The sequence below is a fragment of the Burkholderia sp. S-53 genome, from assembly GCF_025560745.1.
GTDB classification, from domain to species: Bacteria; Pseudomonadota; Gammaproteobacteria; order Burkholderiales; family Burkholderiaceae; genus Burkholderia; species Burkholderia pyrrocinia.
Map to the genome: position 1 here is coordinate 3,196,981 of NZ_CP090484.1, position 23,754 is coordinate 3,220,734.

General features: G+C 66.7%; 20 protein-coding genes. 6 read left to right on the forward strand and 14 right to left on the reverse strand.

The genetic code is table 11. From position 1 onward, the window contains the following. Positions 1-114: 114 nt before the first annotated feature. The 3 genes from ahpC to LXM88_RS36425 form a co-directional block, all read right to left on the reverse strand. The gene (gene ahpC / locus LXM88_RS36415; protein WP_006488685.1) at positions 115-678 is read right to left on the reverse strand and encodes an alkyl hydroperoxide reductase subunit C; all 564 of its coding nucleotides are present in this window, start codon (positions 676-678) and stop codon (positions 115-117) included. Between the two features lie 348 nt (positions 679-1,026). Continuing rightward, a complete protein-coding gene (locus LXM88_RS36420) occupies positions 1,027-1,236 on the reverse strand; it encodes a CopG family transcriptional regulator (protein ID WP_262544298.1) in 210 nt (69 codons plus the stop codon). Positions 1,237-1,363: 127 nt separating this feature from the next. Continuing rightward, positions 1,364-2,260, reverse strand: a complete 897-nt coding sequence (locus LXM88_RS36425) for a LysR substrate-binding domain-containing protein (RefSeq protein ID WP_174380996.1) — start codon at positions 2,258-2,260, stop codon at positions 1,364-1,366. A 177-nt stretch (positions 2,261-2,437) separates the two neighbouring features. On the opposite strand from LXM88_RS36425, the gene LXM88_RS36430 reads away from it, so the two are divergent. From LXM88_RS36430 to LXM88_RS36440, 3 genes are read left to right on the forward strand one after another with little or no spacing between them, the layout of a single operon-like run. Further along, complete coding sequence (locus tag LXM88_RS36430) at positions 2,438-3,604, forward strand: branched-chain amino acid ABC transporter substrate-binding protein (protein WP_262544299.1); 1,167 nt, start codon at positions 2,438-2,440, stop codon at positions 3,602-3,604. 22 nt (positions 3,605-3,626) lie between these two features. Next, on the forward strand, positions 3,627-4,151 hold the full coding sequence (locus LXM88_RS36435) for an L-2-amino-thiazoline-4-carboxylic acid hydrolase (protein WP_262544300.1): 525 nt from the start codon (positions 3,627-3,629) through the stop codon (positions 4,149-4,151). Then, positions 4,144-5,394 carry a Zn-dependent hydrolase gene (locus LXM88_RS36440; protein ID WP_262544301.1) on the forward strand — a complete coding sequence of 417 codons (1,251 nt, stop codon included), beginning with the start codon at positions 4,144-4,146 and terminating at the stop codon, positions 5,392-5,394. Before LXM88_RS36435 ends, LXM88_RS36440 begins: the two co-directional genes overlap by 8 nt. Positions 5,395-5,475: 81 nt before the next feature. Here LXM88_RS36440 and LXM88_RS36445 read toward each other — a convergent pair whose 3' ends face one another. From LXM88_RS36445 to LXM88_RS36495, 11 genes are all read right to left on the reverse strand, one after another. Beyond that, positions 5,476-5,955 carry a GNAT family N-acetyltransferase gene (locus LXM88_RS36445; protein WP_262544302.1) on the reverse strand — a complete coding sequence of 160 codons (480 nt, stop codon included), beginning with the start codon at positions 5,953-5,955 and terminating at the stop codon, positions 5,476-5,478. A gap of 11 nt (positions 5,956-5,966) precedes the next feature. Continuing rightward, the gene (locus LXM88_RS36450; RefSeq protein WP_262544303.1) at positions 5,967-6,821 is read right to left on the reverse strand and encodes a c-type cytochrome; all 855 of its coding nucleotides are present in this window, start codon (positions 6,819-6,821) and stop codon (positions 5,967-5,969) included. A 284-nt stretch (positions 6,822-7,105) separates the two neighbouring features. After that, positions 7,106-8,389, reverse strand: coding sequence for a hypothetical protein (locus tag LXM88_RS36455; RefSeq protein ID WP_262544304.1), 1,284 nt, complete (start codon positions 8,387-8,389; stop codon positions 7,106-7,108). Beyond that, positions 8,386-10,209 carry a glutamine--fructose-6-phosphate transaminase (isomerizing) gene (gene glmS, locus LXM88_RS36460; RefSeq protein ID WP_262544305.1) on the reverse strand — a complete coding sequence of 608 codons (1,824 nt, stop codon included), beginning with the start codon at positions 10,207-10,209 and terminating at the stop codon, positions 8,386-8,388. The genes LXM88_RS36455 and glmS overlap by 4 nt, the downstream gene beginning before the upstream one ends. 118 nt (positions 10,210-10,327) lie before the next feature. Beyond that, positions 10,328-10,816: a Biofilm PGA synthesis auxiliary protein PgaD gene (locus LXM88_RS36465; RefSeq protein WP_262544306.1), complete on the reverse strand. Its 489-nt coding sequence runs from the start codon at positions 10,814-10,816 to the stop codon at positions 10,328-10,330. Continuing rightward, positions 10,794-12,065: a poly-beta-1,6-N-acetyl-D-glucosamine synthase gene (gene pgaC / locus LXM88_RS36470; protein WP_262544307.1), complete on the reverse strand. Its 1,272-nt coding sequence runs from the start codon at positions 12,063-12,065 to the stop codon at positions 10,794-10,796. Before pgaC ends, LXM88_RS36465 begins: the two co-directional genes overlap by 23 nt. Next, positions 12,062-14,152 (reverse strand): poly-beta-1,6-N-acetyl-D-glucosamine N-deacetylase PgaB, encoded by a 2,091-nt coding sequence (gene pgaB, locus LXM88_RS36475; protein ID WP_262544308.1) that lies wholly within the window; start codon positions 14,150-14,152, stop codon positions 12,062-12,064. The genes pgaC and pgaB overlap by 4 nt, the downstream gene beginning before the upstream one ends. A gap of 13 nt (positions 14,153-14,165) precedes the next feature. Continuing rightward, the gene (pgaA, locus tag LXM88_RS36480) at positions 14,166-16,535 is read right to left on the reverse strand and encodes a poly-beta-1,6 N-acetyl-D-glucosamine export porin PgaA (protein ID WP_262544309.1); all 2,370 of its coding nucleotides are present in this window, start codon (positions 16,533-16,535) and stop codon (positions 14,166-14,168) included. Positions 16,536-16,639: 104 nt separating this feature from the next. After that, on the reverse strand, positions 16,640-17,443 hold the full coding sequence (locus LXM88_RS36485; RefSeq protein WP_262544310.1) for a hypothetical protein: 804 nt from the start codon (positions 17,441-17,443) through the stop codon (positions 16,640-16,642). A 63-nt stretch (positions 17,444-17,506) separates the two neighbouring features. Next, the gene (locus tag LXM88_RS36490) at positions 17,507-17,917 is read right to left on the reverse strand and encodes a hypothetical protein (protein ID WP_047903546.1); all 411 of its coding nucleotides are present in this window, start codon (positions 17,915-17,917) and stop codon (positions 17,507-17,509) included. 786 nt (positions 17,918-18,703) lie between these two features. Continuing rightward, positions 18,704-19,699, reverse strand: coding sequence for a LysR substrate-binding domain-containing protein (locus tag LXM88_RS36495; protein WP_262544311.1), 996 nt, complete (start codon positions 19,697-19,699; stop codon positions 18,704-18,706). Between the two features lie 587 nt (positions 19,700-20,286). On the opposite strand from LXM88_RS36495, the gene LXM88_RS36500 reads away from it, so the two are divergent. From LXM88_RS36500 to LXM88_RS36510, 3 genes are all read left to right on the forward strand, one after another. Then, on the forward strand, positions 20,287-21,702 hold the full coding sequence (locus tag LXM88_RS36500) for a circularly permuted type 2 ATP-grasp protein (protein WP_172902987.1): 1,416 nt from the start codon (positions 20,287-20,289) through the stop codon (positions 21,700-21,702). Positions 21,703-21,766: 64 nt separating this feature from the next. After that, on the forward strand, positions 21,767-22,708 hold the full coding sequence (locus tag LXM88_RS36505) for an alpha-E domain-containing protein (RefSeq protein WP_262544312.1): 942 nt from the start codon (positions 21,767-21,769) through the stop codon (positions 22,706-22,708). Between the two features lie 8 nt (positions 22,709-22,716). After that, positions 22,717-23,706: a transglutaminase family protein gene (locus LXM88_RS36510; RefSeq protein ID WP_262544313.1), complete on the forward strand. Its 990-nt coding sequence runs from the start codon at positions 22,717-22,719 to the stop codon at positions 23,704-23,706. Positions 23,707-23,754 lie beyond the last annotated feature (48 nt).

The following is a 23,754-nucleotide window of genomic DNA, read 5'->3' on the forward strand; positions in this document are numbered from 1 at the left end:
CGTATTAATGATTATGGTCGGGCACGTCGTGCCGGAGGAGGGCGCGGGCCGCGCGATGCGGCGGCCCGTATTCGTGTGTCTCGCGCGCCTCGTGCGAGGCGCGCGGAGCGATCGTCAGATCTTGCCGATCAGGTCGAGCGACGGGGTCAGCGTTTCCGCACCCGGCGTCCACTTGGCCGGGCACACTTCACCCGGGTGCGCCGCGATGTATTGCGCAGCCTGCACCTTGCGCAGCAGTTCACCTGCGTCGCGGCCGATGCCGTTGTCGTGGATTTCGCACAGCTTGATCTCGCCTTCCGGGTTGATCACGAACGTGCCGCGCAGCGCCATCCCTTCTTCCTCGATCAGCACGTCGAAGTTGCGCGACAGCGTGAGCGTCGGGTCGCCGATCATCGGGTACTTGATCTTGCCGATCGTGTCCGACGTGTCGTGCCATGCCTTGTGCGTGAAGTGCGTGTCGGTCGACACGCCGTAGATTTCGACACCCAGCTTCTGGAATTCCGCGTAACGGTCGGCGAGGTCGCCCAGCTCGGTCGGGCAGACGAATGTGAAGTCGGCCGGGTAGAACACGACGACGGACCACTTGCCCTTGAAGTTCTCTTCCGACACGGGCACGAAATCGCCGTTGTGGTATGCGGTTGCCTTGAACGGCTTGATTTGGGTGTTGATGATCGGCATCTGGTGAGTTCCTTTGCTTCAGTGGTGAGTGGAGTGTTGCCAGTATCCGGGTTCACCCTGATTTAGGGAAATTGCTTGTTTCAATCCAGGGCATCGGGAATTTCTATCTGCTTCCGGCCCTTGATTGTGCGGGGTGGGTGGGGAGGGGCGTTTGACGCACTGCGTGCGGGCGGGCGGTCGCGGGCCGGGCGCCCGTTCGGTGAGAACGTGAGGGAATGTGTCCTTCGGGGTGAATCGGCTCGTTTGCCGCGACGGTACGGGCGGGAGGGCGTCAAACGACGCATGAGATGGCGGATCGAGTCCGGGCCCGCAGATCGCCGATCGGACTGTCGGCGCCGGTGCGCTGCTTTACCACTCGGCGCGCAAGCTCTCTTGACTGGCGACCGGACGGCCCTTCCATAGACCGAACACGTCGTCGACCGATGTCCTCGTGTGCCGCGCGATATACGCATCGATTGCGTCTCGAATGATCTCGGCTCGGGAGCTGTTCTTGATCGCCGCGATGGTGGTCAACGCGGCAAGCTGGTCATCCGACAGATCGACCGGAATACTGTTCATTTCGACCTCCGTCACGTGAAACGCCCATCATGTCGATCCGGCCGCGCCAGTGCAAGGTCGCGGCAAGTCCGATCGCATGTCGCGTTCCGGATCAGTCGACTGGCGGCGCAGCGGCGGCGTGCTCCGCTCAAATCCCCGCCATCTTCCTCAACCATTCCGCCAGCCGCCGTGCCCCGTCCGGCATGTCCGCATCCTCGCGCGTGCACAGGTAGTAATCGCGCCCGTCGTCGAGCGCATGATCGAACAGCTTCACGAGTTCCCCGTTCGCCAGTTCGCGCTCGACCAGCGGCGCGCGCAGCAGCGCGGCGCCGAGATCCGCGCGTGCCGCGCTCAGCGTCAACTGGCCATCTTCGAACATCGGCCCCACGGCGTGCGATACATGCCGCACGCCGGCGCCCTGCAGCCAGTTGACCCACGTGCTGCGATCCTCGTCGTGCACGAGCGGCGCATGCGCGAGATCGGCCGGTGTGCGGAACGGCCCGTGCCGCTTCAGGAACGACGGGCTGCACATCGGCACCATCGCGCCCGGCAGCAGCCGCTCGCAGCGGTAGCCGGGCCAGTCGCCGGTGCCGAAGCGGATCGACAGGTCCGACGCGTCGCTTCGATAGTTGCGGTGATGCGCGTACAGCACGGTCACGTCGACATCCGTGTTGTCGGCCAGGAACGCGTGCAGCCGTGGAATGAACCAGCCGATGCCGAGCAGCGGGATCAGGCTGACCGTGATCTGCCGCAGCGACGACCGGTCGCGCACGAAGCGCGTCGCGCTGCGCAGCACCGAGAACGCGGCGCTGATCGAACGGTAGTAGTCGCGCCCTTCGTCGGTGAGCGCGAGCAGCCGGCCCTCGCGCACCGTCAGCGGCGTCTGGATGAACGCTTCGAGCAGTTGCAGTTGATGACTGACCGCCGACGGCGTGATGTCGAGCTCGCCCGCCGCCGCGGTGACCGACCCGAGACGCGCAAACGCTTCGAACGCACGCACCGCGCGCAGCGGTGGATCGTGCGGCAATTGTTCGATATTTTTCATGTGTCGAATTTTATCGAAAAGTCGGGGTAAGTGACAACGAGAAAATATCTTGTGTTTACAGGATGTTGAGCTAATGTATCGAGAACGGAATAAGCATCCAACAATTGAGTATTTGGGGTGTGGATGCCGAATATTTAATATTTTTCATGTTTTGATCCGATTCACCGATCCCCCCACATGAAAATTCCCTTCGTTCACGCCAGCTTCGTTTTCTCGGCCGCCGCCCTGGTCGCCTCCGTTCCCGCGTTCGCGCAGTCCGCGCCGCAGACGATACTGATCGGTCTCGCCGCGCCGCTCACCGGCCCGTCCGCGCGTATCGGCAAGGATCTGCAGAACGGCGCGCAACTCGCGATCGACGACGCGAACGCGAAGCATCCGTCCATCGGCGGCAAGCCGGTCGTCTACAAGCTCGTCGCGGCCGACGACCAGTCCGACCCGCGCACGGCCGTCGCGGTCGCGCAGCAACTCGTCGACCAGCACGTGATCGGCGTCGTCGGTCACTGGAACACGGGCTGCAGCGTGCCGGCGTCACGCGTCTATCGCGATGCGGGCATTCCGCAGATCGCGCCGGCGTCCACCGGTCATCAATACACGCAGCAGGGCTACGCAACGGCCTTCCGCATCATGGGTCACGACGATGCGGGCGGCAACTTCACCGGCGCGTATGCGGTGAAGACGCTGAAGGCGAAGCGCATCGCGGTGATCGACGACCGCACGTCGTTCGGCGCGGGGCTGGCCGACCAGTTCATCAAGGGCGTGCAGGCGAACGGCGGCGCGATCGTCGATCGCCAGTACGTGAACGACAAGACGACCGACTTCAGCGGCGTGCTGACCGCGATCAAGGGCAAGCGCGCGGACCTCGTGTTCTTCGGCGGCCTCGATGCGCAGGCCGCGCCGATCGCGCGCCGGATGCGCCAGCTCGGCGTGAACGCGCCGCTGCTCGGTGCGGGCGGCTTCGTGAGCCAGACCTTCCTGTCGCTCGCGGGCAAGGACGGCGACGGCGTCACGGCGCTCGAACCGGGCCTGCCGCTCGACCGGATGCCGGGCGGCAACGCGTTCGACACGCAATACCAGGCGCGTTTCCACGCACCGATCGAACTGCACGCGCCGTTCGCGTACGACGCGGCGGCCACGCTGATCGCGGCCGCGCAGAAGGCCGGCACGACGCAGCCGGCGAAGCTGGTCGCGGCGGTCCGCGCGATCGACCGGCCCGGCGTGACGGGGCGGATTGCGTTTGACGGCGAAGGGAACCTGAAGGACCCGGCCTTCACGATCTACCAGGTGCGCGGCGGCAAGTGGACCGTCGTCGACGTGCTCGGCGGCTCGCGCACTGCGGCCAAGTAAATCAGCGACAAAGACGATCCCCATGACCGAACCGACCCAGACATCCGCCGCCGTACCCGAGGACACGCGCCTCGGGATCCTCGCGCGGCGCCGCATCGAAGCGGAAATCATCAAGCCGATCTACGAGATCATGAAGCGCGAGTTCGGCACCGAGCGCGCGCAGGCCGTGATCGCGGAAGCCGTGCGCGGCGCGGCCGTCGACGCGGGCCGCACGTTCGCCGCGCAGGAGCCGGACGGCACGAGCGTGAAGTCGTTCATCGCGCTGCAGGTGCTGTGGGAGAAGGACGACGCGCTCGACGTCGAGGTGCAGCGCGCGGACGACGCGCACTACGACTACGACGTGCATCGCTGCAGCTACGCGGAGATGTATCACGCGATGGGGCTCGGCGAGATCGGCCACCTGCTGAGCTGCGCGCGCGACAGCTATTTCATCCAGGGCTATGCGCCGAACATTGCGCTCACGCGTACCAGCACGATCATGCAGGGCGGCAAGCGCTGCGATTTCCGCTACGCACTGCAGCGCGCGCCGGAGAACGGCGATGCGTGACGACAACGTGAATGCGCCGCGCGTCGACGGCGACCGCCTGTGGGTGTCGCTCGACCGGATGGCGCAGATCGGTGCGACGCCGAAGGGCGGCGTCTGCCGTCTGGCGCTGACCGATCTCGATCGCGAGTCGCGCGACCTGTTCGTGCAGTGGGCGCGCGACGCCGGTTGCACGGTGCGCGTGGACCGGATGGGTAATGTGTTCGCGCGCCGCGCGGGCCGGAACCCCGACGCCGCGCCGGTGCTGACGGGCTCGCATGCCGATTCGCAACCGACGGGCGGCCGCTACGACGGCATCTACGGCGTGCTCGGCGGGCTCGAGGTCGTGCGCGCGCTGAACGATGCGGGCATCGAGACCGAGCGTCCGATCGACGTCGTGATCTGGACCAACGAGGAAGGCTCGCGATTCGCACCGGCGATCGTTGCGGCCGGCGTGTTCGCGGGCGTCTATACGCTCGAATACGGGCTGTCGCGCACCGACAGCGCGGGCAGGACGATCGGCGAGGAACTGGAGCGGATCGGCTACGCGGGCGCCGAGCCCGTCGGCGGTTATCCGGTGCACGCGGCGTACGAGCTGCATATCGAACAGGGCGCGATTCTCGAACGGGCCGGCAAGACGATCGGCGTCGTGACGGCCGGGCAGGGGCAGCGCTGGTACGAGGTGACGCTCACCGGTGTCGATGCGCATGCGGGCACGACGCCAATGGAATTCCGTCGCGATGCGCTGGTCGGTGCCGCGCGGATGATCTCGTTCATCGACGCGCTCGGCCGCCGTTACACGCCGTACGCACGCGCGACGGTCGGGATGATCGACGCGCGGCCGAATTCGCGCAACACGGTGCCGGGCGGCTGTTTCTTCACGGTCGAGTTTCGTCACCCGGATGATGCGGTACTCGATGAGCTGGATGCGGCGCTGCGCGCGGAACTCGCACGCGTGGCGGACGAGACCGGCCTCGGCACACAGATCGAACAGATCTTCAGGTACCCGCCGATCCCGTTCGCGCCGCGCTGCATCGACGCGGTGCGTGATGCGGCCCGGGCACTCGGGCTGTCGCACATGGACATCGTGTCCGGTGCGGGCCATGACGCGTGTTATGTCGCGCGCGTCGCGCCGACCGGGATGATCTTCGTGCCGTGCGTCGATGGGCTGAGCCACAACGAGGCCGAAGCGATTACGCCGGAATGGGCGGCGGCGGGCGCCGACGTGCTGTTGCGGGCGGTGTTGCAGAGCGCGCTGGAAGCGTGAGCGTGACGAAGGCGGTTCGGCGGGCGGGAGTTCGCCGGGCCGCGACGATTCTCGCCTGATGATGCAAATGCGCGGTTCGCTTCACGCAGACGGCGCGTGCCGATCGATGTATCGCCGCATCACATGGAACGCCGTATCGGTGCGCCCCGGCATCGTCATCAGCGCAGTATCGGCCGCAAAGCCGAGCTTTTCATAGAACCGGTAAGCCGATTCGCGTGCCGTGCACCATACGAGCGCGGCCCCGCGTTCTTCGGCGTGCCGCACGCATACCTGCACCAGCACGCGCCCGAAGCCCATCCCGCGCACGGCGGGGTGGACGGCCATCCCGCGAAGCCGCCACGCCGGTAGAGCAGGGTCGTCGTCGCGCGATTCCTCGCACAGCGACGCGACGGCGACGATGCCCGTGCGGTCGAGTACGCCGACGTGCAGCGTCGTCGGTGCATGATCGCCGGCCAGTTCGCACGCGTTCAGATCGCCGTTCAGCAGGATCGCTGCCCGGAGCGGGTGGGTCTGCGCGGCTTCGATCGATGCGATGGTGAACAGCGGATCGCGTGACGTCATCGACGTTCCTTTTATTGTGCGTCCGCGTGTGACTTGCCCGCGTTGCGCCGCGCCATATACGCGAGATACGCGACGATCTGGTCGAGCTCCCGGTCGCTCAGCTGATCCGGCGGAAACGCCGGCATGCTGCGGCCCGGCCAGTCGCGCACCGACGCCGGGTTGCGGATATAACGACGCAACGCGGCGGGCTGGAAGTAGTCGACCGGATTCATCGGCGTGTTCAGGTCGGGGCCGGCATGACTGCTGCCCGCGCCGTCGACGCGGTGGCACGCGAGGCATTGCGTGACGAACAGGCGCTGGCCCGCGCGGGCCGGATCGCCGGCGGGCAGCGCGGGATCGACGGCGAGCGACGGCCAGCGCGCGACCGGCGACGATTCGATCGTGACGCGCACGATCTGGTAGGGCCACTGCTCGCCGCGTACCGACGACGCATCCGGCCCGAGCCACACGAGATAAAACGGCCCCGCGCTGACCTGCTTGCCCGGCAGCTTCGGCCACGGGTGGGCCGAATCCTCGATCGCGAGCCAGGCGACGGCGCCGGCCGGTGCGCGGTGGCGCACGAGATCCAGCGGCAGTTGCGCGGCGAAGCCGTCGGCTGCACGCGTTTCGAGCACGCCGTCGGCCGGCAGCCGCGTATCGCCGAGCAGCGCGGCGAACGGTACGGCGCGGAACGTCATCGGCCGGCCGTACGCGATGTCGCGCGGCACGTGGATCTCCGTCGCATCGGGGCGCGCGAGCAGCGTCTGCCGCGTGAGGGCGCGGGTCGTGCCGTCGGTCTCGAGTTCAAGCGTGGACTGGGCCGACGCGCGTTGTCCGATCAGGCAAACCGTCAGCAGCACGAGCGAAAACCACTGGCGCTTCAGCATTCGTTCTCCGGGAAAGGGCGTTGCGGCGGCGGCAGGATGCGCAAGCCGCGGCCGTTGGAAGGAATCGGGCGACAGTCTATCCGGTACGCGCGGCGCTGGCGACTTCGGCGCGGGGAAGGTGGGGCGGGCACGATCGGACAGACCCGCGACAGCGTGTCCGGCTACCCGGCCGCCAATTTGGTGTGGCGCTGTCGCAGCGCGGTTCAGGCAGGGAGAAAACGAAGGGCAGTGTGTCGAACACGCGGATTGCCGGCGTTCACGACATCCCCGTTACCGGGCCGTCATCAATGACTCGTACACGGCGTTTCGTTCTTCGGCAGCGGCGTGTCCCGCTGCGGCTCGAAATCCGCTTCGCGCGCGCCCGACGGCGTCAGCGACACGAAATGCATCGCCGCGCCTTGCGCCGGGAACCCGGCGATGCCCGTCGTGCCCCACGGAATCGGCGAACGCTGCACGCCGCTCACCGAAATCTCCGCCGGCGCAAGCGCCAGCGTCAGCAGCCGCCCGTCGCGGGTCGGCACATACGCATGCGTGCCGGAGACACCGATGCCGGATTCGCGCACTGACGCCGGCAGGCAGTCGAGCGTCGCCGTGCGCTGGCCGTCCGGGGCGATCAGTATCGCGACGCCGCGATCGTTCGCGGTCGTCGTGACGACGATGAAGCGGTCGATCGCCGGCACGTAGGCCGACGCGTACACGTAGTACCGGATCGAATCGTTCAGCGCCTCGAGCTTCTCCAGCTTCGCCGTGACCGGATCGTACATCGCGTATTCGAGCGTCGCGTTCGTGCTTCCGTCGATGTATTTCTGCCAGACGAGCAGCGCGTTGCGCGGCGAGCCTGCGATCACGGGCCACCATTCGCGGCGGTGCGGCGCGACCGCGACGTGGTTCAGCACGCGCCCGGCCGCGTCGTAGGTTTTCAGGTAGACGCCGTTGCCGGTGCCCAGGTTGTCGACGCCGCCGCCGTCGATCCAGTTGGCGGAATAGAACACGACGAAGCGCTCGCCGACCGTCGCGACATGCCCCGAGTGGCCGCCGGACTCGACGTCGTTCGGGTAGGGCTTGATCGGTTTCAGGTCACGATGGTAGACGCCGTAGCGCTGGCTGACTTCCTGAGGCGCGTTCCAGCCGTCCTCGAACGTGACGAAGATGTCGCCGCGCGCGTTCTGCGCGATCGACACGGGTTCCTGCGCCTCGGGGCGGCTGATGAACGGTCGGACGTGCAGCAGGTGCGGCTTGCCGGGCAGCCATTCGCCGACGTACACGTCATGCGGCCAGTTGCCGTTGCGCATCGCGCCGCGCGGCACGATGCCCGAGCTGCTGAAGAACACCCAGCGTTTGCCGTTGCCCGCGTCGGCGATGCCGATGCCGTGCATGAAGCGCCGCGGGTCGCCGGTGTCCTGCGGCGTGGCCGAAGCCCGAACGGCGACCGGATGCACGGCCGGCGCGACGGCGCGGGCCGGCGGCGCCGTCGCGACGATGCAGCACGCGCCGCAAAGTGCCGCCGCGACGAGCCGTGCCGTGTCAGGCCGCACCGCGGGATGAACCGGGCGCGTTCGCTCCGTCATTCGACGGTCACCGATTTCGCGAGGTTGCGCGGCTTGTCGACGTCGGCGCCGCGCGCGCAGCCGACGTGATACGCGAGCAACTGCAGCGGGATCACGTTGACGATCGGCGACAGCAGGTCGCCCGATTCGCGCACGCGGATCAGGTGCGTATCGCGGTCGGCGTCGATCGCGAGCTGATTGCCGGCGAGTACGTAGAGCCGCCCGCCGCGCGCGCGCACCTCGGCCATGTTGGACTTCAGCTTCTGGAACAGGCGGTCGTCGGGCGCGATCGTGACGACCGGCATCGCGCTCGTGACGAGCGCGAGCGGGCCGTGCTTCAGTTCGCCGGCCGGATAGCCTTCCGCGTGGATGTACGACACCTCCTTGAGCTTCAGCGCGCCTTCCATCGCGATCGGGAAATGGATGCCGCGCCCGAGGAACAGCGCGTTCTCGGTGCGCGCGAACTTCGCGGCCCAGCCCATGATCTGCGTTTCCAGCGCGAGCGCGTGGCCGATGCGGTCGGGCAGCGCGTGCAGCTGCTTCAGGTGCAGCGCGACCTGCGCGGCGTCGAGCCGGCCGCGCAACTGCGCGAGCGTCAGCGTCAGCACGAACAGCGCGACGAGCTGCGTCGTGAATGCCTTGGTCGACGCGACGCCGAGCTCGATGCCGGCCCGCGTCAGGAACCGCAGCGGTGCATTGCGCGCGATCGTGCTGGTCGCGACGTTGCAGATCGCCATCGACAGTTCCTGGCCCATCTCGCGCGCACGCTCGATCGCGCCGATCGTGTCGGCCGTCTCGCCCGACTGCGAGATGCCGACCACGAGCGTGCGCGGATCGGCCACGGTGTCGCGGTAGCGGAATTCGCTGGCGACCTCGACCTGCGCGGGCACGCCCGCGATGCTTTCGAGCCAGTACTTCGCGGTCAGGCCGGCGTAGTAGCTGGTGCCGCAGCCGAGCAGCAGCACGCTCCGAACGCGCGACAGCAGTGCACGCGTGCTTTCGCTCGCGTCGAACAGCGCCGGCGAGATCGTGTCGATGCCGTCGAGCGTGCTGGCGATCGCCTTCGGCTGCTCGAAGATCTCCTTCTGCATGAAGTGCTGGTATGGGCCGAGCGCGGCGTCGCCGTCGCGCGCCTTCACCTGGCACAGCGGGCGCTGCGCTTCGTGCCCGCCCGAGTCGACCACGGCGATGCGTTCCGGCGTGATCAGCGCGACGTCGCCGTCCTCCAGGTAGATGAAACGGTCGGTCAGGTCGCCGAGCGCCGCGCAGTCCGACGCGAGGTAGTTCTGTTCGGCGCCGATGCCGATCACGAGCGGCGAGCCGGCGCGCGCGGCGACGAGGCGCTGCGGCTCGCGCGCGCTCAGGACCGCGATCGCGTACGCGCCGTGCAGCCGCTTGACGGCACGCATGACCGCGTCGAACAGGTCGTCGCGATAGACGCTGTGGATCAGGTGCGCGATCACCTCGGTGTCGGTTTCGCCGCGAAACGCATAGCCGCGCTGTCGCAGCTCGGCGCGCAGCGCGTCGTGGTTCTCGATGATGCCGTTGTGCACGACCGCGATCGTGTCGCCCGACATGATCGGATGCGCGTTCATTTCCGACGGCGCGCCGTGCGTCGCCCAGCGCGTATGCGCGATGCAGGTCTGCGCTTCGAGACCGAGCGTCGTCACGCGATCCTGCAGGTCCGTCACGCGCCGCAGCGTGCGTTCGCTGCGCAGGCGGCCGCCGTCCTGCACGGCGATGCCGCACGAATCGTAGCCGCGATACTCGAGCCGGCTCAGCGCGTTGACCAGTTGCGGCACCTGATTGTTCAGGCCGCTTGCTCCGACGATTCCGCACATGATTCACCTCGTCCACAAAAAGTTGCCGGCCTGCCGGCGATGCATGGCAGCGCGGCGTCAGGAGCGGCGCCGCGCCGCACGGATATCGACCCGTGCGCGACGGCGCGTCTCCGCTGATCTACTCGCGGGGCGGCGGCCCCGCGTGGGCAACCCATTCGATGCCGGAGATCGACCCGTTCGCGTCGTGCGATGCGACGAGAATGCGCGTCGTGCGCCGCGCGCCGCGCCGGCGGGTGCCGGCCAGCGCGGTCGGCGGCACCGCGCGCACCTTCGCGTTGGCCGAGCGCCGCAGCATCTTCGACACGCGCAGCCGGTACGCGAGCGGATGCACGACGCGCCCCGCGATCAGCCACGTGATGGTCGTGCCCGCGATGATCGCGATGCAGGTGGCGTAGAACACCATCTGTTCGATCGGCATCTCGGCCTCGTTGAACGGCAGCAGGTAGCGATACGTGTAGATGCAGATCGATGCCCACACGGCACCGACCAGCGCGGGGCGCACGAGTCGGAACCAGACGACCTGCATGGAGCCGACGATGCGGCCGCGCTCGGCGATCATTTCGCGCGGCGCACGCAGGGAAAGGTCAATAATCGGTGCGTTCTTCATGTTGAATGCCTCGGTCGGGGCTGACCCATACGGCCCGCTTGCCGCGGCCCCGCAGCACAGTGGCGGGCAGGGCGACGACGGTGGTGATCATGCTGATCAGCCAGAAGGCGACGGGATACCAGACGGTGTCCAGGAAATACATCAGGAGTTTTTCGTCGTAACGACGATCGATCATGCTGCCGATGATCAGCTGCAGGATGCAGGTGGCGACCAGCAGCATCCCGTGCCAGTGCGGCACGACCGATACGTGCCAGCTCGGCGGCAATGGATGGAAGACGTCGACGAGCGCGAGCAGCAGGATGAACGACATCGAGTAGGCCCACGCGATGCCGATCAGGTACTCGATGAACAGCGGCCACATCATCATCTGCGTCGGCCGCGCGAGCGTGCCCGCATACTTCATCAGCACCTGGATGCCGCCTTTCGCCCAGCGCAGCCGCTGCCGGTACAGCCCCTTCAGCGTTTCGGGCATCAGGATCCAGCTCAGCGCATGCGGTTCGTACACGACGCGCCAGTCGCGGCACTGCAGTTTCCAGCTGATGTCGATGTCCTCGGTCAGCATGTCCGAGCTCCAGTAGCCGACGTCGGCGAGCGCGGTCTTGCGGAACATCGTGATGACGCCCGATACCGTGAAGATGCGGCCGTACACCTGCTGCGTGCGCTTGATCAGCCCGACGATCGACGAGAATTCGCCGACCTGCATGCGGCCGAGCAGCGACGTGCGCGTGCGGATGCGCGGGTTGCCGGTCACGGCGCCGACGCCCGGGTCGGTCAGGAAGTGCTCGAGCATCCAGCCGATCGCGTCGTGCGCGAGCAGCGAATCGCCGTCGATGCAGAGCAGGTATTCCGCGTTCGATACGGCCGCCGCGGTCGTGAGCCCGACCGCCTTGCCTTCGTTGCGCGCGTGATGGATCACGAGCAGCCGCGGGATCTCCACGGCCAGCTCGTTGAGGATCTCGCCGGTGCGATCCTTGCTGCCGTCGTTGACCGCGATGATGTCGTAGTTCGGGTACTGCATCGCGTTCAGGTGGCCGATCACGCTGCGCGCGTTCGCGGCTTCGTTGAAGCAGGGCACGACGATCGAGATCTTCGGGATGCCGCTCGACGCGATCGTCCGCGTCGACAGCACGCGCCCCTCCTCGAGCAGGAAGTAGTGCACGACGCCGCCGATCATCCACAGATACGACATGAAGAACGGGTAGTAGAAGACGAAATCCTGCAGGCGCTGGATGATGCCGTGGGTCGTCATGGTGTCTTCGTCCCCTGCGAATGCTGTCTCTGCATCAGCGCGTTGATCGACGTCGGATCGAGACGCGACTTCAGCGACATCACGTCGCGCATCGTGTCGAGATCCGGCTGGTTGTTCAGGAAGTTGTCCGGGTAGTAGCCGAAGTTCACCGCGCCCTTGCTGCGCAGCCGCCGCATCTGCGCGAGCAGCGCGTTGCCGCCGATGTCCTTGCGCGCGCGCCAGTCGTACGACTGCAGTTCGAACACGGTACGCGCGAGGCCGCGCTGTTTCGCGCGCACGGCGTCGACGAGCCGGTCCATCCAGCGCTCGGGGTCCGGCGCCTGTTCCATGTACGGCATCGCCATCAGCGCGACGAAGTCGTAGGCGGCGAGGAAATCGTCGTAGTTCTGCGCGTACCACGCTTCCGACTCGGGCTGCAGCACCGGCAGCGCGAAGATGTTGCGCGCGGTCAGCACGTCGCCCGCGTTCTGGTTAGCGAGCACGATCTGTTCGAGCTGGCGCGTCAGGTCGATCAGGTAGCGCGTCTTCTGCCGCGTCCAGCGGCTCATCAGGTCCGGCGACGCGCGGATCTTGCCGATGTCGGCCGGCAGCCCCCACTGCGAATACGTGCTCAGTGCGTGCCGGCCGGCATCCTCGTAATCGTCGAGCACGGCGTCGTCGCTGAACAGGATGCCGCTGAACGACGCGTACTTGCCGAGATCCTCGTAGATCTGCTGGATCATCAGCCGCGCCTGCGGGTCGAACGGGCTCAGGCGGTACAGGCGCGAGCCGTTTTCGCGCGCGGGCGCGCCGCCGTACGCACTGACGGCTTCGAGCCCGCGATGCTTGTCGGGCGGCGGGCGGAACGCGAGCACCGGCATCCATGCGTAGACCTGAACGTTCGAGCGCGTGTTGAGCTGCCACGCGGCGCGCGAGAACAGGTCGGCGCGCATCGGCAGGTGCCGGTTCGGGAAGTACAGTGATTCCGCGACGCCCGTGCCCTTCGGATCGGCGAACGCCTGCAGGTATACCGATTTCGGCTGCATCCGGTAGATGCGCTCGACGAGCTTGCCGAGATTCGTTTCCTGCCGCGCCGGATCGGGATCGTAGACCTGGTCGAGATCGACCTGCACGACGCGCTCGGGGACATCGACGTCGCCGCGGTTGGTTGCCGGCTCGCGCATCGACCGCTCGAAACCGCCGATGTCGACGTCGTACATCATCAGGATCCGCCTCAGCCGGTCGAGCGGCACGTCCGGCGTATTCGGGCCGGCGTCGAGGCTGAACTGGATGTCCATGCCGAGCGACGTCGAGATCTTGCGCACGGGCTGGTTTTCCGCGCCGTATGGCCAGACCATCGAGCGTGCGACGATGCCGGTGCGTTCGCGAATCTGCCGCACGCATGTCTGCAGGTCGTCGTGCACGCGGGCTTCGAACTCCGCATCGGTTTCATAGCGCTTCTCGCTTTCGAGGTACAGGTGCGACGTGGTGGCCGGCAACTCGTTGCCCTGCGGATTCGCGACCGCGCCGTGATGGAGGTTGTGCGTGTGGCACGCGAGCTCGACGAGATTCGACCGGCCGACCTTCTGCACCTCGTCCCACGACATGAAGTAGTCGCGCGGCATCTCGATCCTGTCGCTGATCCTGATCGGCGCATCCGGCGGCGCGTCGATCCACGCGGTGACGATGCCCATCACGGCCGGATACTTGAAGCGTTCGAGCAGCGGCAGGACTTTCGTGTAGTGGCTGCGGTAGCCGTCGTCGAACGTGAGCAGCACCGCGCGCGGCGGCAGCGGCTTGCCGCCGTGCCGCGACGCCTCGATCTGCCTGACCGTGATGGTGTGGTAGTTGTTGGTCTGCAGCCACGAGAAGATGGCCGTCAGCGTGCCGGTATCGACCGCGAACGGATCGACCATCTTCGACGTGGCGAACGACGACAGCAGGTTGTCGCGCACGTCGTGCAGGCAGATCACGCGGAACGTCTTGCCGTCGACAGGATCGGAAGGCGGCAGCAGGTCGATCATCCGCGCGTTCGTCACGCCGGGGAACAACGAACAGGCCGCAAACGTGCCGAGGCATCCGCACATGAAGGTCCGTCTGGATTGCATCCCGATCTCCTGGCTAGAACGGCAGGTTGACCGACAGGAAGCCGGTTTCGGAGCGCTCGCGCTGGCCGTCGTACGCATGGCTGGCGACCTCGACGCCGTAGGTCAGCGTGATGTCGTGCTTGAACGTCCATGCATGCTCGAGGCGGGCGCTCCACAGCGGGCTGGTGCCGAAGCCGCGCTCGTTGTACACGCCGCCGGACGCCGACAGGCGCTGCTGCAACGACATGTCGCCCTTCTTCCACAGCGTCAGCTGGTGCATGACGGTCGCCGCGGCCGCATAGTCGCGACCCGGGCTGAAGTAGGGCGCGTTCTGCCGCGTGTTGCTGTCGGTGCCGAGATTCAGCGACACGTTGACGAGCTGGTTCGCGGACGTGTACACGCGCTGCGTGCCGGTCGCGGATATTTCCTGGTGCAGGTTCGAATCGCTGTACCGGCTCACGCCGTAGCTCAGCTTGACTTCGCGGCGGTCGTTCTGGCGATACACGACCTCGACGTTCGCGGAGCGGCCCCAGATGTGCGCGGCATACGCCTTCCAAGGCAGCGTGTTGTCGTTGGAGTCGAGCGCGCCGCTGACCGTCCAGTAGTCGTTGAGGTTGTACGCAATCGAGCCGCGGCCGCCGGTTCGCCCGTCGCTGCCGAGCGAGCGCGTGACTTCGCCCTGGATCGTGAGCGGCCCGTGCCGGTAGTCGCCGCCGACACCCGTGCGCGTGCGGCTGATGCTGCCGGCGTCGGTTTGCGCATGGCCGAAGAACGTGTGGGAAAACACGCGCCAGTTGTCGCTGAACGGTTGCGAATACACATAACTGTCCGACGAGAAGCTGTTGTCGGCCAGCGCGCTGTTGCCGTGCTCGAAGCTCAGGTCGGTCGTGAACACGGGGCTGCGGTATGCGTTGTAGTCGCGCTTGAACGCGCGCACGGCACCGCTGTCCGGGAACGTGTTGTCGAAGGTCTGGTCGACGCTCTTCGCGGTCGCGTAGTCGTCGGCCGTCAGCGATGCGCGGCCGAGCCCGGCGAGCATTTCCACGCTGTCCGGATGGTCGGTCAGCGACGCGCGATACATCGCGATCGCCTGGCGCGGATGCGACTGGCCCGATACGGCGTCGGCGTGCGCGGCGCGGACCTCGGCATTGAACGGCACTTCCTTCTCGAGCTTTTCCAGCGCGGCGATCCCTTCCTCCACCCGGCCCGTGTAGATCAGGTACTGCGCGCGCAGCCGGTAATAGCGCAGGTAGTCGTCGTTTTCAGGCCCCCACGTCCGCACCTGGTCGGCCGGCGGCAACGATTTGCCCATGTCGTCGAGAACCTGGCTTGCATCCGCCGCGCGTCCCTGGTCGACGTACGACCAGAACAGGCCCTCGCGCAATTCGATCGGACGCGTGCGCGGGCCGTACTGGAAGCCGCGCGTCGCACGGTCCGTCGTCGATGCGGTCGCCTGCTTCAGCGCGCGCTGGTACACGGCGTTGGCCTTGGCCGGTTCGCTCAGGTACAGGTACGCGTCGCCGACGGCCGCCAGCGCGTCGATCGAGATCTCCGCGTCCGGCGGAATCGTCTCGAACGTCGCGACGGCCTTCTTCATGTCGCCGCGCGCCGCGTAGGCGACCGTCCGGTCGCCGGCGAGCGCCGTCCTGACCTGCGAATACTCGGGCGTCGGCGGCATCCGCTTGTCGAGGTCGTCCGCCGCGCGCAATGCGTTGTCGAGTCCGTCGAAGCGGTCGGCGCTCGTCATCGAGCGCGACTTGTCGCGTCCGCCGCGCACCTGCTGGCGAATCGACAGTTCCTCGAGCTGCGCGAGATCGACGGCGGAAAAGACGTCGGGGCGCGCCTTCGCTTCCTCCAGCGCCTTGACCGCACCGCCGCTCGATGCGAGCCCGAACACGTCGTTGCGGACGGTGGCCGGATCGGCGGTACGGAGGTCGGGCATCTGCGCGTTCGGCGTTTCCGCGTCGGGTATCTGGGCGCCTGGCGGTTGGGTGCCCGGCGTTTGGGCACCGGGCGGCTGCGCATCCGGCGTCGGCATACCCGGCGTCGGCGGGCTCGGTGTTTGAGCAGTGGGGGGCGGCGTACCCGGCGGCGCGCTCTGCGTTTGAGCAGCGGGCGCTGCGGCATTCTGCATCGGGGCGCTCGACGCCTGGGCGATCAATGTCGGCGCATTCGGCGGTTGCGCGTCCGGCGCAAGCGAACCCCGTATCTGGACGTCCGGCGGCTTCGGATCCGGTGCATCGCGGGTTCCGGCGATTTCACCGGCGCTACCCGATTCCGTATCGCCGTCGGCGGAGAAGCACGGGCCGGACGCGACGAGCAGCAACACCAGCGGCGCATGCAGGAGGATCCGCCGATTGGACGGAGCGACGGTGGTGCAATGTTGTTTCCGATTGTTGTCCACGGTGTGTCCTCACTATGAAACGATCGCATCGGTTGCACACCCGACGCTGTCCGCCGCCGCTCGTCGCGCGGCCGGGCAGCGGGGCCCGGCCATGCGGAACCGGCTCACAGGCGGTTGCGGACCGCTTGCCCAAGCAACGCGCGCGATTCGCTGTTCTTCGGGTCGATCGCGAGCGCCCGGCTCGCGTTTTGCTCCACACAGTTCCATTCGTCGATCTGCGCGCACCGGCGCGCCTTTGCCAGCGCGCGGGCGCCTTCCAGTTCCGCGTGCGTGACGCTTGCCGTCTGCATGTGCGCCGGGTCGGTGCCGTACGAGCGCGGCTTCGGCGCGAGATCCATGCGCTCTCTCGTGCCCGCCAGCGTCTCGGTTCGCGGTGCGCGATGCGCAGCGACGGACCGTTTGCCGGCACGGTCGTGGACCGACCCGGCTCGCGTATTGGCCGCGAGTGTCACGGGCGGCGGGTGCAACGGTAGCCGGTGTTTCGCGGCGGTGCGGTGGTGCGCTGCCCGCGGCGCCGTTTCCGGTTCGGCCGCGAGCGCGGCGGTCGGCATCGTCGACACTTCGGGCGCGGCCGACGCGGCCGGCTCGGGCTGCGCCGGCGGCGCGGCCTGTGCAATCGTCGGCGCCGGCCGGGGGGCGGCCGATGTTCCGGACACGGCGGACGCGCCGGTTGCGCGGGACGTCGCGGTCACGATCGCGTTGCGGTACTTTCCGACGGCGGTTGCGATCGCGCCGGATATGTCGTGCGTCACGCTCGCATGGCCGAGCGTAGGGTCCCGCTCGGTATAGGCGAAGATGCCGAAGATCGTGGCGAACGCGACGAAGCTGAGCGCGGCATTCTTGCCAGGACCCCAGGAGGGTTTCGGCTGGCGGGCAGGCGAGTCGCCCGGTCGTTCTGCGCGAGTCATTCAATGCTCCTCGATTCGATCCGCTGCGGTGACTGACGCGATCGGGGCGGGTTCAGGCGGCGCTCACCATCGCAACTGCGTGGTGAGCACGCCCGTTTCGACGATCGCGAACTGCGTGGCGCCCTGATAGGTCCCTTCGACCCGGTAGCTGGCATCGGGCACGCTGAACAGGCAGCGCGACCCCGATGCATTGAATTCGACGAGCACGCGGCCATGTCGCCGCAGGCGCACTTGCACGTTGGATAGCGGTTGCCCGGTCTGGGCCGAAGCGAACGACACGCCCAGGTTGTACGGACGGCCGTCGGGGGGAAGCGGGGCGGTCCCGTCGATCCGCGCGTCGCCGCAGATATACGAAATCACGTAGCGGCCGGTGCCCGGACCGGATGCCGGTGCCTGGGCCATCGCATTGAGGCAGAGCGTCGAGATGACGACGCTCAGGAAAGGGAAAGCATGCTGTCGAAACGAGGAAGACATTGCAACCTCCCGTCCGGAATCAATGGCAACGCATTTAATCCGATTCAAGTTTCCAGCGTTCTTTTTGCGACACGCTATTGATACACGATGGTTTTCGAATCGACAACCGCGTGTGGTTGAAATCGGACGGCGCTGATATATCCTATTTAAATAGGATAACGACGGATTCGTCTGACTCGCTTAGCGCTGAAGAAAGTCGATATTGCTGGATATGAACATTGCCAGTCGGTAGCGATGATCGAGCACGCATTGAATCACGTCGGAGGTATCGACATTCGTGCCGAAAAATAACGACTGGCAAAAGAAATTATTGCGGCTGTGTTCGACGGGAATTGATGAGGGTTCGGATACAGAGCCGGTGGCTTAAAATAAGGGTGCGGCTTTTTCTATATTGTCGGTTGTTACAGGAAAATCGAAAATTTTATTTTGTTCTGTAACAACGCATTTCTGCCGCGAAACTCAAGCGGATTATTCGGACATGACGTCGAGGCAGTAAAAGATATAATCCTGAGGGGCAAACGTTTGCGTTTTGTCTGATGTCGATTACGGCCCGGTTTCGGTGATTTCACCTGCCGAGGCAGGATCGTCGATTGCTATCGGGGAGGGCGAGTTCGATACGAAGCCGTGCGACGAGGATGCATGCGGACGCCGGACTGACCGGGACCGCACTGCACCCGCACCCGCACCCGCACCCGCACCCGCACCCGCACCCGCACCCGCACCCGCGCCCGCGCCCGCGCCCGCGCCCGCGCCGCGCCGCGGACGAACACGACGCGAACGCGACTGTCAGCGGCTGCCGCCGGCGCTTCGCCGCGCGATGCGCATGGCCGGTGCGGCCGACGGCTCGTTGCCGAGCGCGCCTTCGACCGCTGCGCGCGGCCGGTTCATGATGTAGGTCCACAACTGCTCGGCCGCGAGCCCGCGCTTGCGTGCGGATCGATACAGGCGGATTTCGAGTTCGGTGATCCAGTCCCCGGAACCTGCGCATACGAGCGTGCCTTCCGCGAGCTCTTTCGCGACGCAGCTTTCCGGCAGCCAGCCGATCCCGTGTCCGGCCACGACCATGCCCTTCAATGCCTCGGACATGTGCGTCTCGAAGCACCGGTGCAGCGCATACGGCTCGGTCGCATTCAGCAGCAGCATCTCGACGATGTTCCCGAGAAACGCGCCCGACGAATACGCGAGCAGCGGCAGCGGGGCATCGGGCGTGCCCGGCAGCTGGAATACGGGTTTGCCGCGCGCGTCGGGCGTCGATACCGGCAGGATCCGCTCGACGCCGAGGTTGACGAACGGGAAGTGGTTCGGGTCGAGCACGATCGGCAACTGCGGATGGTGATAGCCGAGCAGCAGGTCGCATTCGCCTTCGACGAGCTGCTGCACGCCTTCCGGCACGTTCACCGCGTTGACGCGCGCGGTCACGTGGCCGACCTCGCCGTTGAGCTGCTTGAGCCATTCGGGAAACAGCGTGAAGACGAGCGTATGCGCGACGGCGAAGCGCACGACCTGGTCGCTGGCCGCGAACTGGTCGTAGCCGTTCACGAGATTGCGCGCCGCATACATGCTGCGCAGGATGTCGGCGGCCAGGCCGCGGAACATCTGGCCGGCCGGCGTCAGCGTGATCGGGTTGATGCTCCGGTCGACCAGCTTCGCGTCCATCCAGGTTTCGAGTGCGGCGATTCGTCTGCTGAATGCCGACTGCGTCAGGTGCCGGTTACGCGCGGCCCGGGAAAAGCTCTTGGTATCCGCAAGGCTCAGGAAATCTTCCAGCCACTTTGCTTCCATTTCGATCGTCGCTTTTTATAGTCGGGCGCCTCAAAGGCGGCGCCGCTTCGCTGCACCAACTTTCTAGACTACCGCGCCTCGAGCCGGTTGGCCCGATGTTTTTTTTCGATGGGTGTCAGTCGAAATATGCATGGGCATTGTCGGCGGGATTACGGCTACTTAGCGTTGAGGTGCCGGACCCGGCTAACCGGTTAGTTCATCGCGTCGAACTGCCGGGGCGCCGCAGACGGTACTTCCCCAGGGCCCGGCACGCGCGGTGTGCGTGCCGGCCCGCCTTTTCCTCCCTCCGCTCCGGCGGTCCGGCGCTTCAGGCGGGCCGCTTTTTTGTGCAGTGCAGATTGCACATTCGTGACACGCGGGAGAACTATGTTCGTTAGACGCGGCGCAGCATCGGCCGTGCGCGATCGCGGCGCATCGATGCCGCCATCGGCGTCGCGCGCTGCACCGTAATGGTGCGGCATGCCGCGCGGGCAGGCCCGGCGCGGCGCAAAAAGGGGGGTATCGCAAGGCACGGTCCTTGCAGAGTAGTCGTTACGCCGGTCCGGCATGCGCAATGCCGGGGAAAACGATCGATGGAGAAAAGATCGATGAAGCCATTCGATGAAATGCTGCAATCCGGCGACATGGTAAGGGCGCCTTACGCGCGCCTGAAGCAATGGCTCGACACGCAGAATCCCGCGAGCCTCGCCCAGAAAGCCCACGACGCGGAGGGCGTGTTCCGCAAGACGGGCATCACGTTCGCCGTCTACGGCGACGCGGAGGCCGCCGAGCGGCTGATTCCGTTCGATATCGTCCCGCGCATCATCTCGGGTTCGGAATGGAGCCGGCTGTCGCTCGGCATCGAGCAGCGCGTGATGGCGCTCAATGCGTTCCTCGACGACATCTACCACCGCCAGGAGATCGTCCGCGCGGGCATCGTGCCGAAGCACCTGATCGCGCACAACGAAGCCTTCATTCCGGAGATGATCGATTTCCGGCCGCCCGGCAACGTTTACACGCACATCATCGGCGTCGACATCGTGCGCACCGGCGAGAACGAGTTCTACGTGCTGGAGGACAACGCGCGTACGCCGTCCGGCGTGTCGTACATGCTGGAAAACCGCGAGACGATGATGCAGCTCTTCCCGGAGCTGTTCCAGCAGGTGAAGGTGCGTCCGGTCGAGACCTATCCGCAGATGCTGCGCCAGTCGCTCGCGGCCGTGTGCCCGCCGGGCGGCAACGCCGACAACCCGACCATCGCCGTGCTGACGCCCGGCATCCACAATTCCGCTTACTACGAACATTCGTTCCTTGCCGACCAGATGGGCGTGCACCTCGTCGAGGGCAGCGACCTGCAGGTGATCGACGGCCGCGTCGCGATGCGCACGACCGAAGGCTTCCAGCCGATCGACGTGCTGTACCGGCGCGTCGACGACGCCTTCCTCGATCCGCTCACGTTCCGCCCCGATTCGGTGCTCGGCGTCGCGGGGATCATGGACGTCTATCGCGCGGGCAACATCACGATCGCGAACGCGCCCGGCACCGGCATCGCCGACGACAAGGCGATCTACTCGTACATGCCGGAGATCGTCGAGTTCTACACGGGCCGCAAGGCGCTGCTGGAGAACGTGCCGACCTGGCGCTGCGGCGATGCGGACAGCCTGAAATACGTGCTCGAGCATCTCGACGAACTGGTCGTGAAGGAAGTGCACGGCTCGGGCGGCTACGGGATGCTCGTCGGGCCGTGTGCGTCGAAGGCCGAGATCGAGGCGTTTTCCGCGAAGCTGCGCGCGCGGCCCGCGAACTACATCGCGCAACCCACGCTGGCGTTGTCCACGACGCCGATCCTGACCGAAGCCGGCCTTGCGCCGCGCCACGTCGACCTGCGGCCGTTCGTGCTGGTGTCGGACCGGATCCGCATCACGCCGGGCGGGCTCACGCGCGTCGCGCTGAAGGAGGGCTCGCTCGTCGTCAACTCGAGCCAGGGCGGCGGCACCAAGGACACGTGGGTGCTGGCCGACTGAGCCGGGCACGACCGCGCGCGCCGGAGCCGGCGCGCGAACCGAACGAAGACGGAGTGGACACGAGATGCTTCTGGGACGAACTGCAAGCGGTCTCTTCTGGATGTACCGCTATATCGAGCGCGCGGAGAACATCGCGCGCATCGTCGATGCCGGGCTGCGGATGGCGCTCACGCGCACGGCCGACGCGCCGGCCGAATGGTCGTCGGTGCTCGTCAGCTCGGGCGCCGACGAAGGCTACCGGCAGAAATACGACGCGTATGCGGCCGATACCGTGACCGACTACCTGCTGCGCGACCGCGACAACCCGTCGAGCGTGCTGTCGTGCATCGAGGCCGCGCGCTCGAACGCGCGGATGGTGCGCACGGCGCTCACGCGCGAGGCGTGGGAGAGCGTGAACGGTGCGTGGCTCGCGCTGCGCCGCGCGCTCGCTCGGCCGGTGCCGGAAAGCGAACTGCCGGCGGTGCTCGACGAGGTGAAGCGCGAAACCGCGCTGATCCTCGGTAGCTTCTACAGCACGATGCTGCGCAACGAGATCTTCGATTTCGCGCAGATCGGCGCGTTCGTCGAGCGCGCGGACAACACCGCGCGGATCATCGACGTGAAGTACCACCTGCTGCTGCCGTCGGTGTCGCACGTCGGCACGATCCTCGACAACTACCAGTGGGAGACGATCCTGCGCTGCGTGGCCGCGCACCGTTCGTACCGCTGGGTGTACGACGTGCAATACAAGCCGATGAACATCGCCGACTACCTGATCCTGAACGGCCGCATGCCGCGTTCGCTGCGCTATTGCTACGGGCGCGTCGTGTCGAGCCTGAACCTGCTCGCGAAGGATTACGGCGTGACACACCCGTGTCACGACACGGCCACGAAGATTCTGCAGATGCTGTCCGATACCTCGGTCGAGCGGATCTTCAAGAGCGGCCTGCACGAATTCCTGACCGACTTCATCGGCCGCAACAACAGCCTCGGGCTCGAAATCGCCCAGGCCTACAACTTCGACTGAGACTTGCCATGCGACTCGCCATCCGACACATCTCGCGTTATCAGTTCGACGATCAAGCCACCCATGCGCTGCAACGGCTGCGGCTGCGCCCGCAGTCCGGGCCCGGGCAGACGGTGCGCGCGTGGCAGGTCACGATCGACGGCGTCGAGCCGACGCTGTCGTACGCCGACGGGCTCGGCAACCGGATCGACCTCGTGCGTCACGACCGCGGCGCGAAGGCCGAGATCGTCGTCGTCGCGGCCGGCGTCGTCGAGACGCAGGACCGCGCGGGCATTCTCGGCAATCCCGAAGGTTATGCGCCGCCGTGGATCTTCGAGCGCGAGACCGCGCTCACGAAAGCGGGCGACACCGTGCGCGCGCTCACCGAAGCTTTGCCGATCGAGCCGCTCGGCCTCGACGCATTGCACTGGCTGATGACGGAAGTGCACGGGCGCATCGCGTACGCGCCGAACCTGGCCGCCGCCGCGCCCGTCGATGCGGAAACCGCGCTGCAAAGCGGCGAGGGCACGAGCCGCGACCATGCGCACGCGTTCATCGCCGCCGCGCGCGTACTGAAGATTCCCGCGCGCTATATCTCGGGCTACGTGCTCGCCGACAGCGCGATGCAGCGCATCGCCGATGCGAAGCAGAACGCAGGCGACGACGAAGACGAGGAAGCGCTCGCGTTGCAGAGCGGCGAGGGTATGCAGCAGGCGCTCGGCGCGTCGCATGCCGGGCAATCGCAATCGCAGTCTCAGGGGCAGTCGCAGGCGGCGCTCGGCGCGCAGCCGCAAGCCGCCGCACTGATGCAGCAGCCGGCCGGCCATGCGTGGGCCGAGGCCTATGTAGAAGGGCTCGGCTGGGTCGGGTTCGATCCGTTCATGAACCGCTGCCCGGACGAGCGCTACGTGCGCATCGCGGTCGGCCTCGACTATCGCGACGCGCAACCGGTGACGGGGCTCGGCGCGACGGCCGTCGGCGTCGAGATCAGCGTCGTGCAGACGCCCGAACTCGTCTGACCTGACGCGCGCTTTCGCCGAATCCGCCATGCCGGGCCGCCGCGTCGA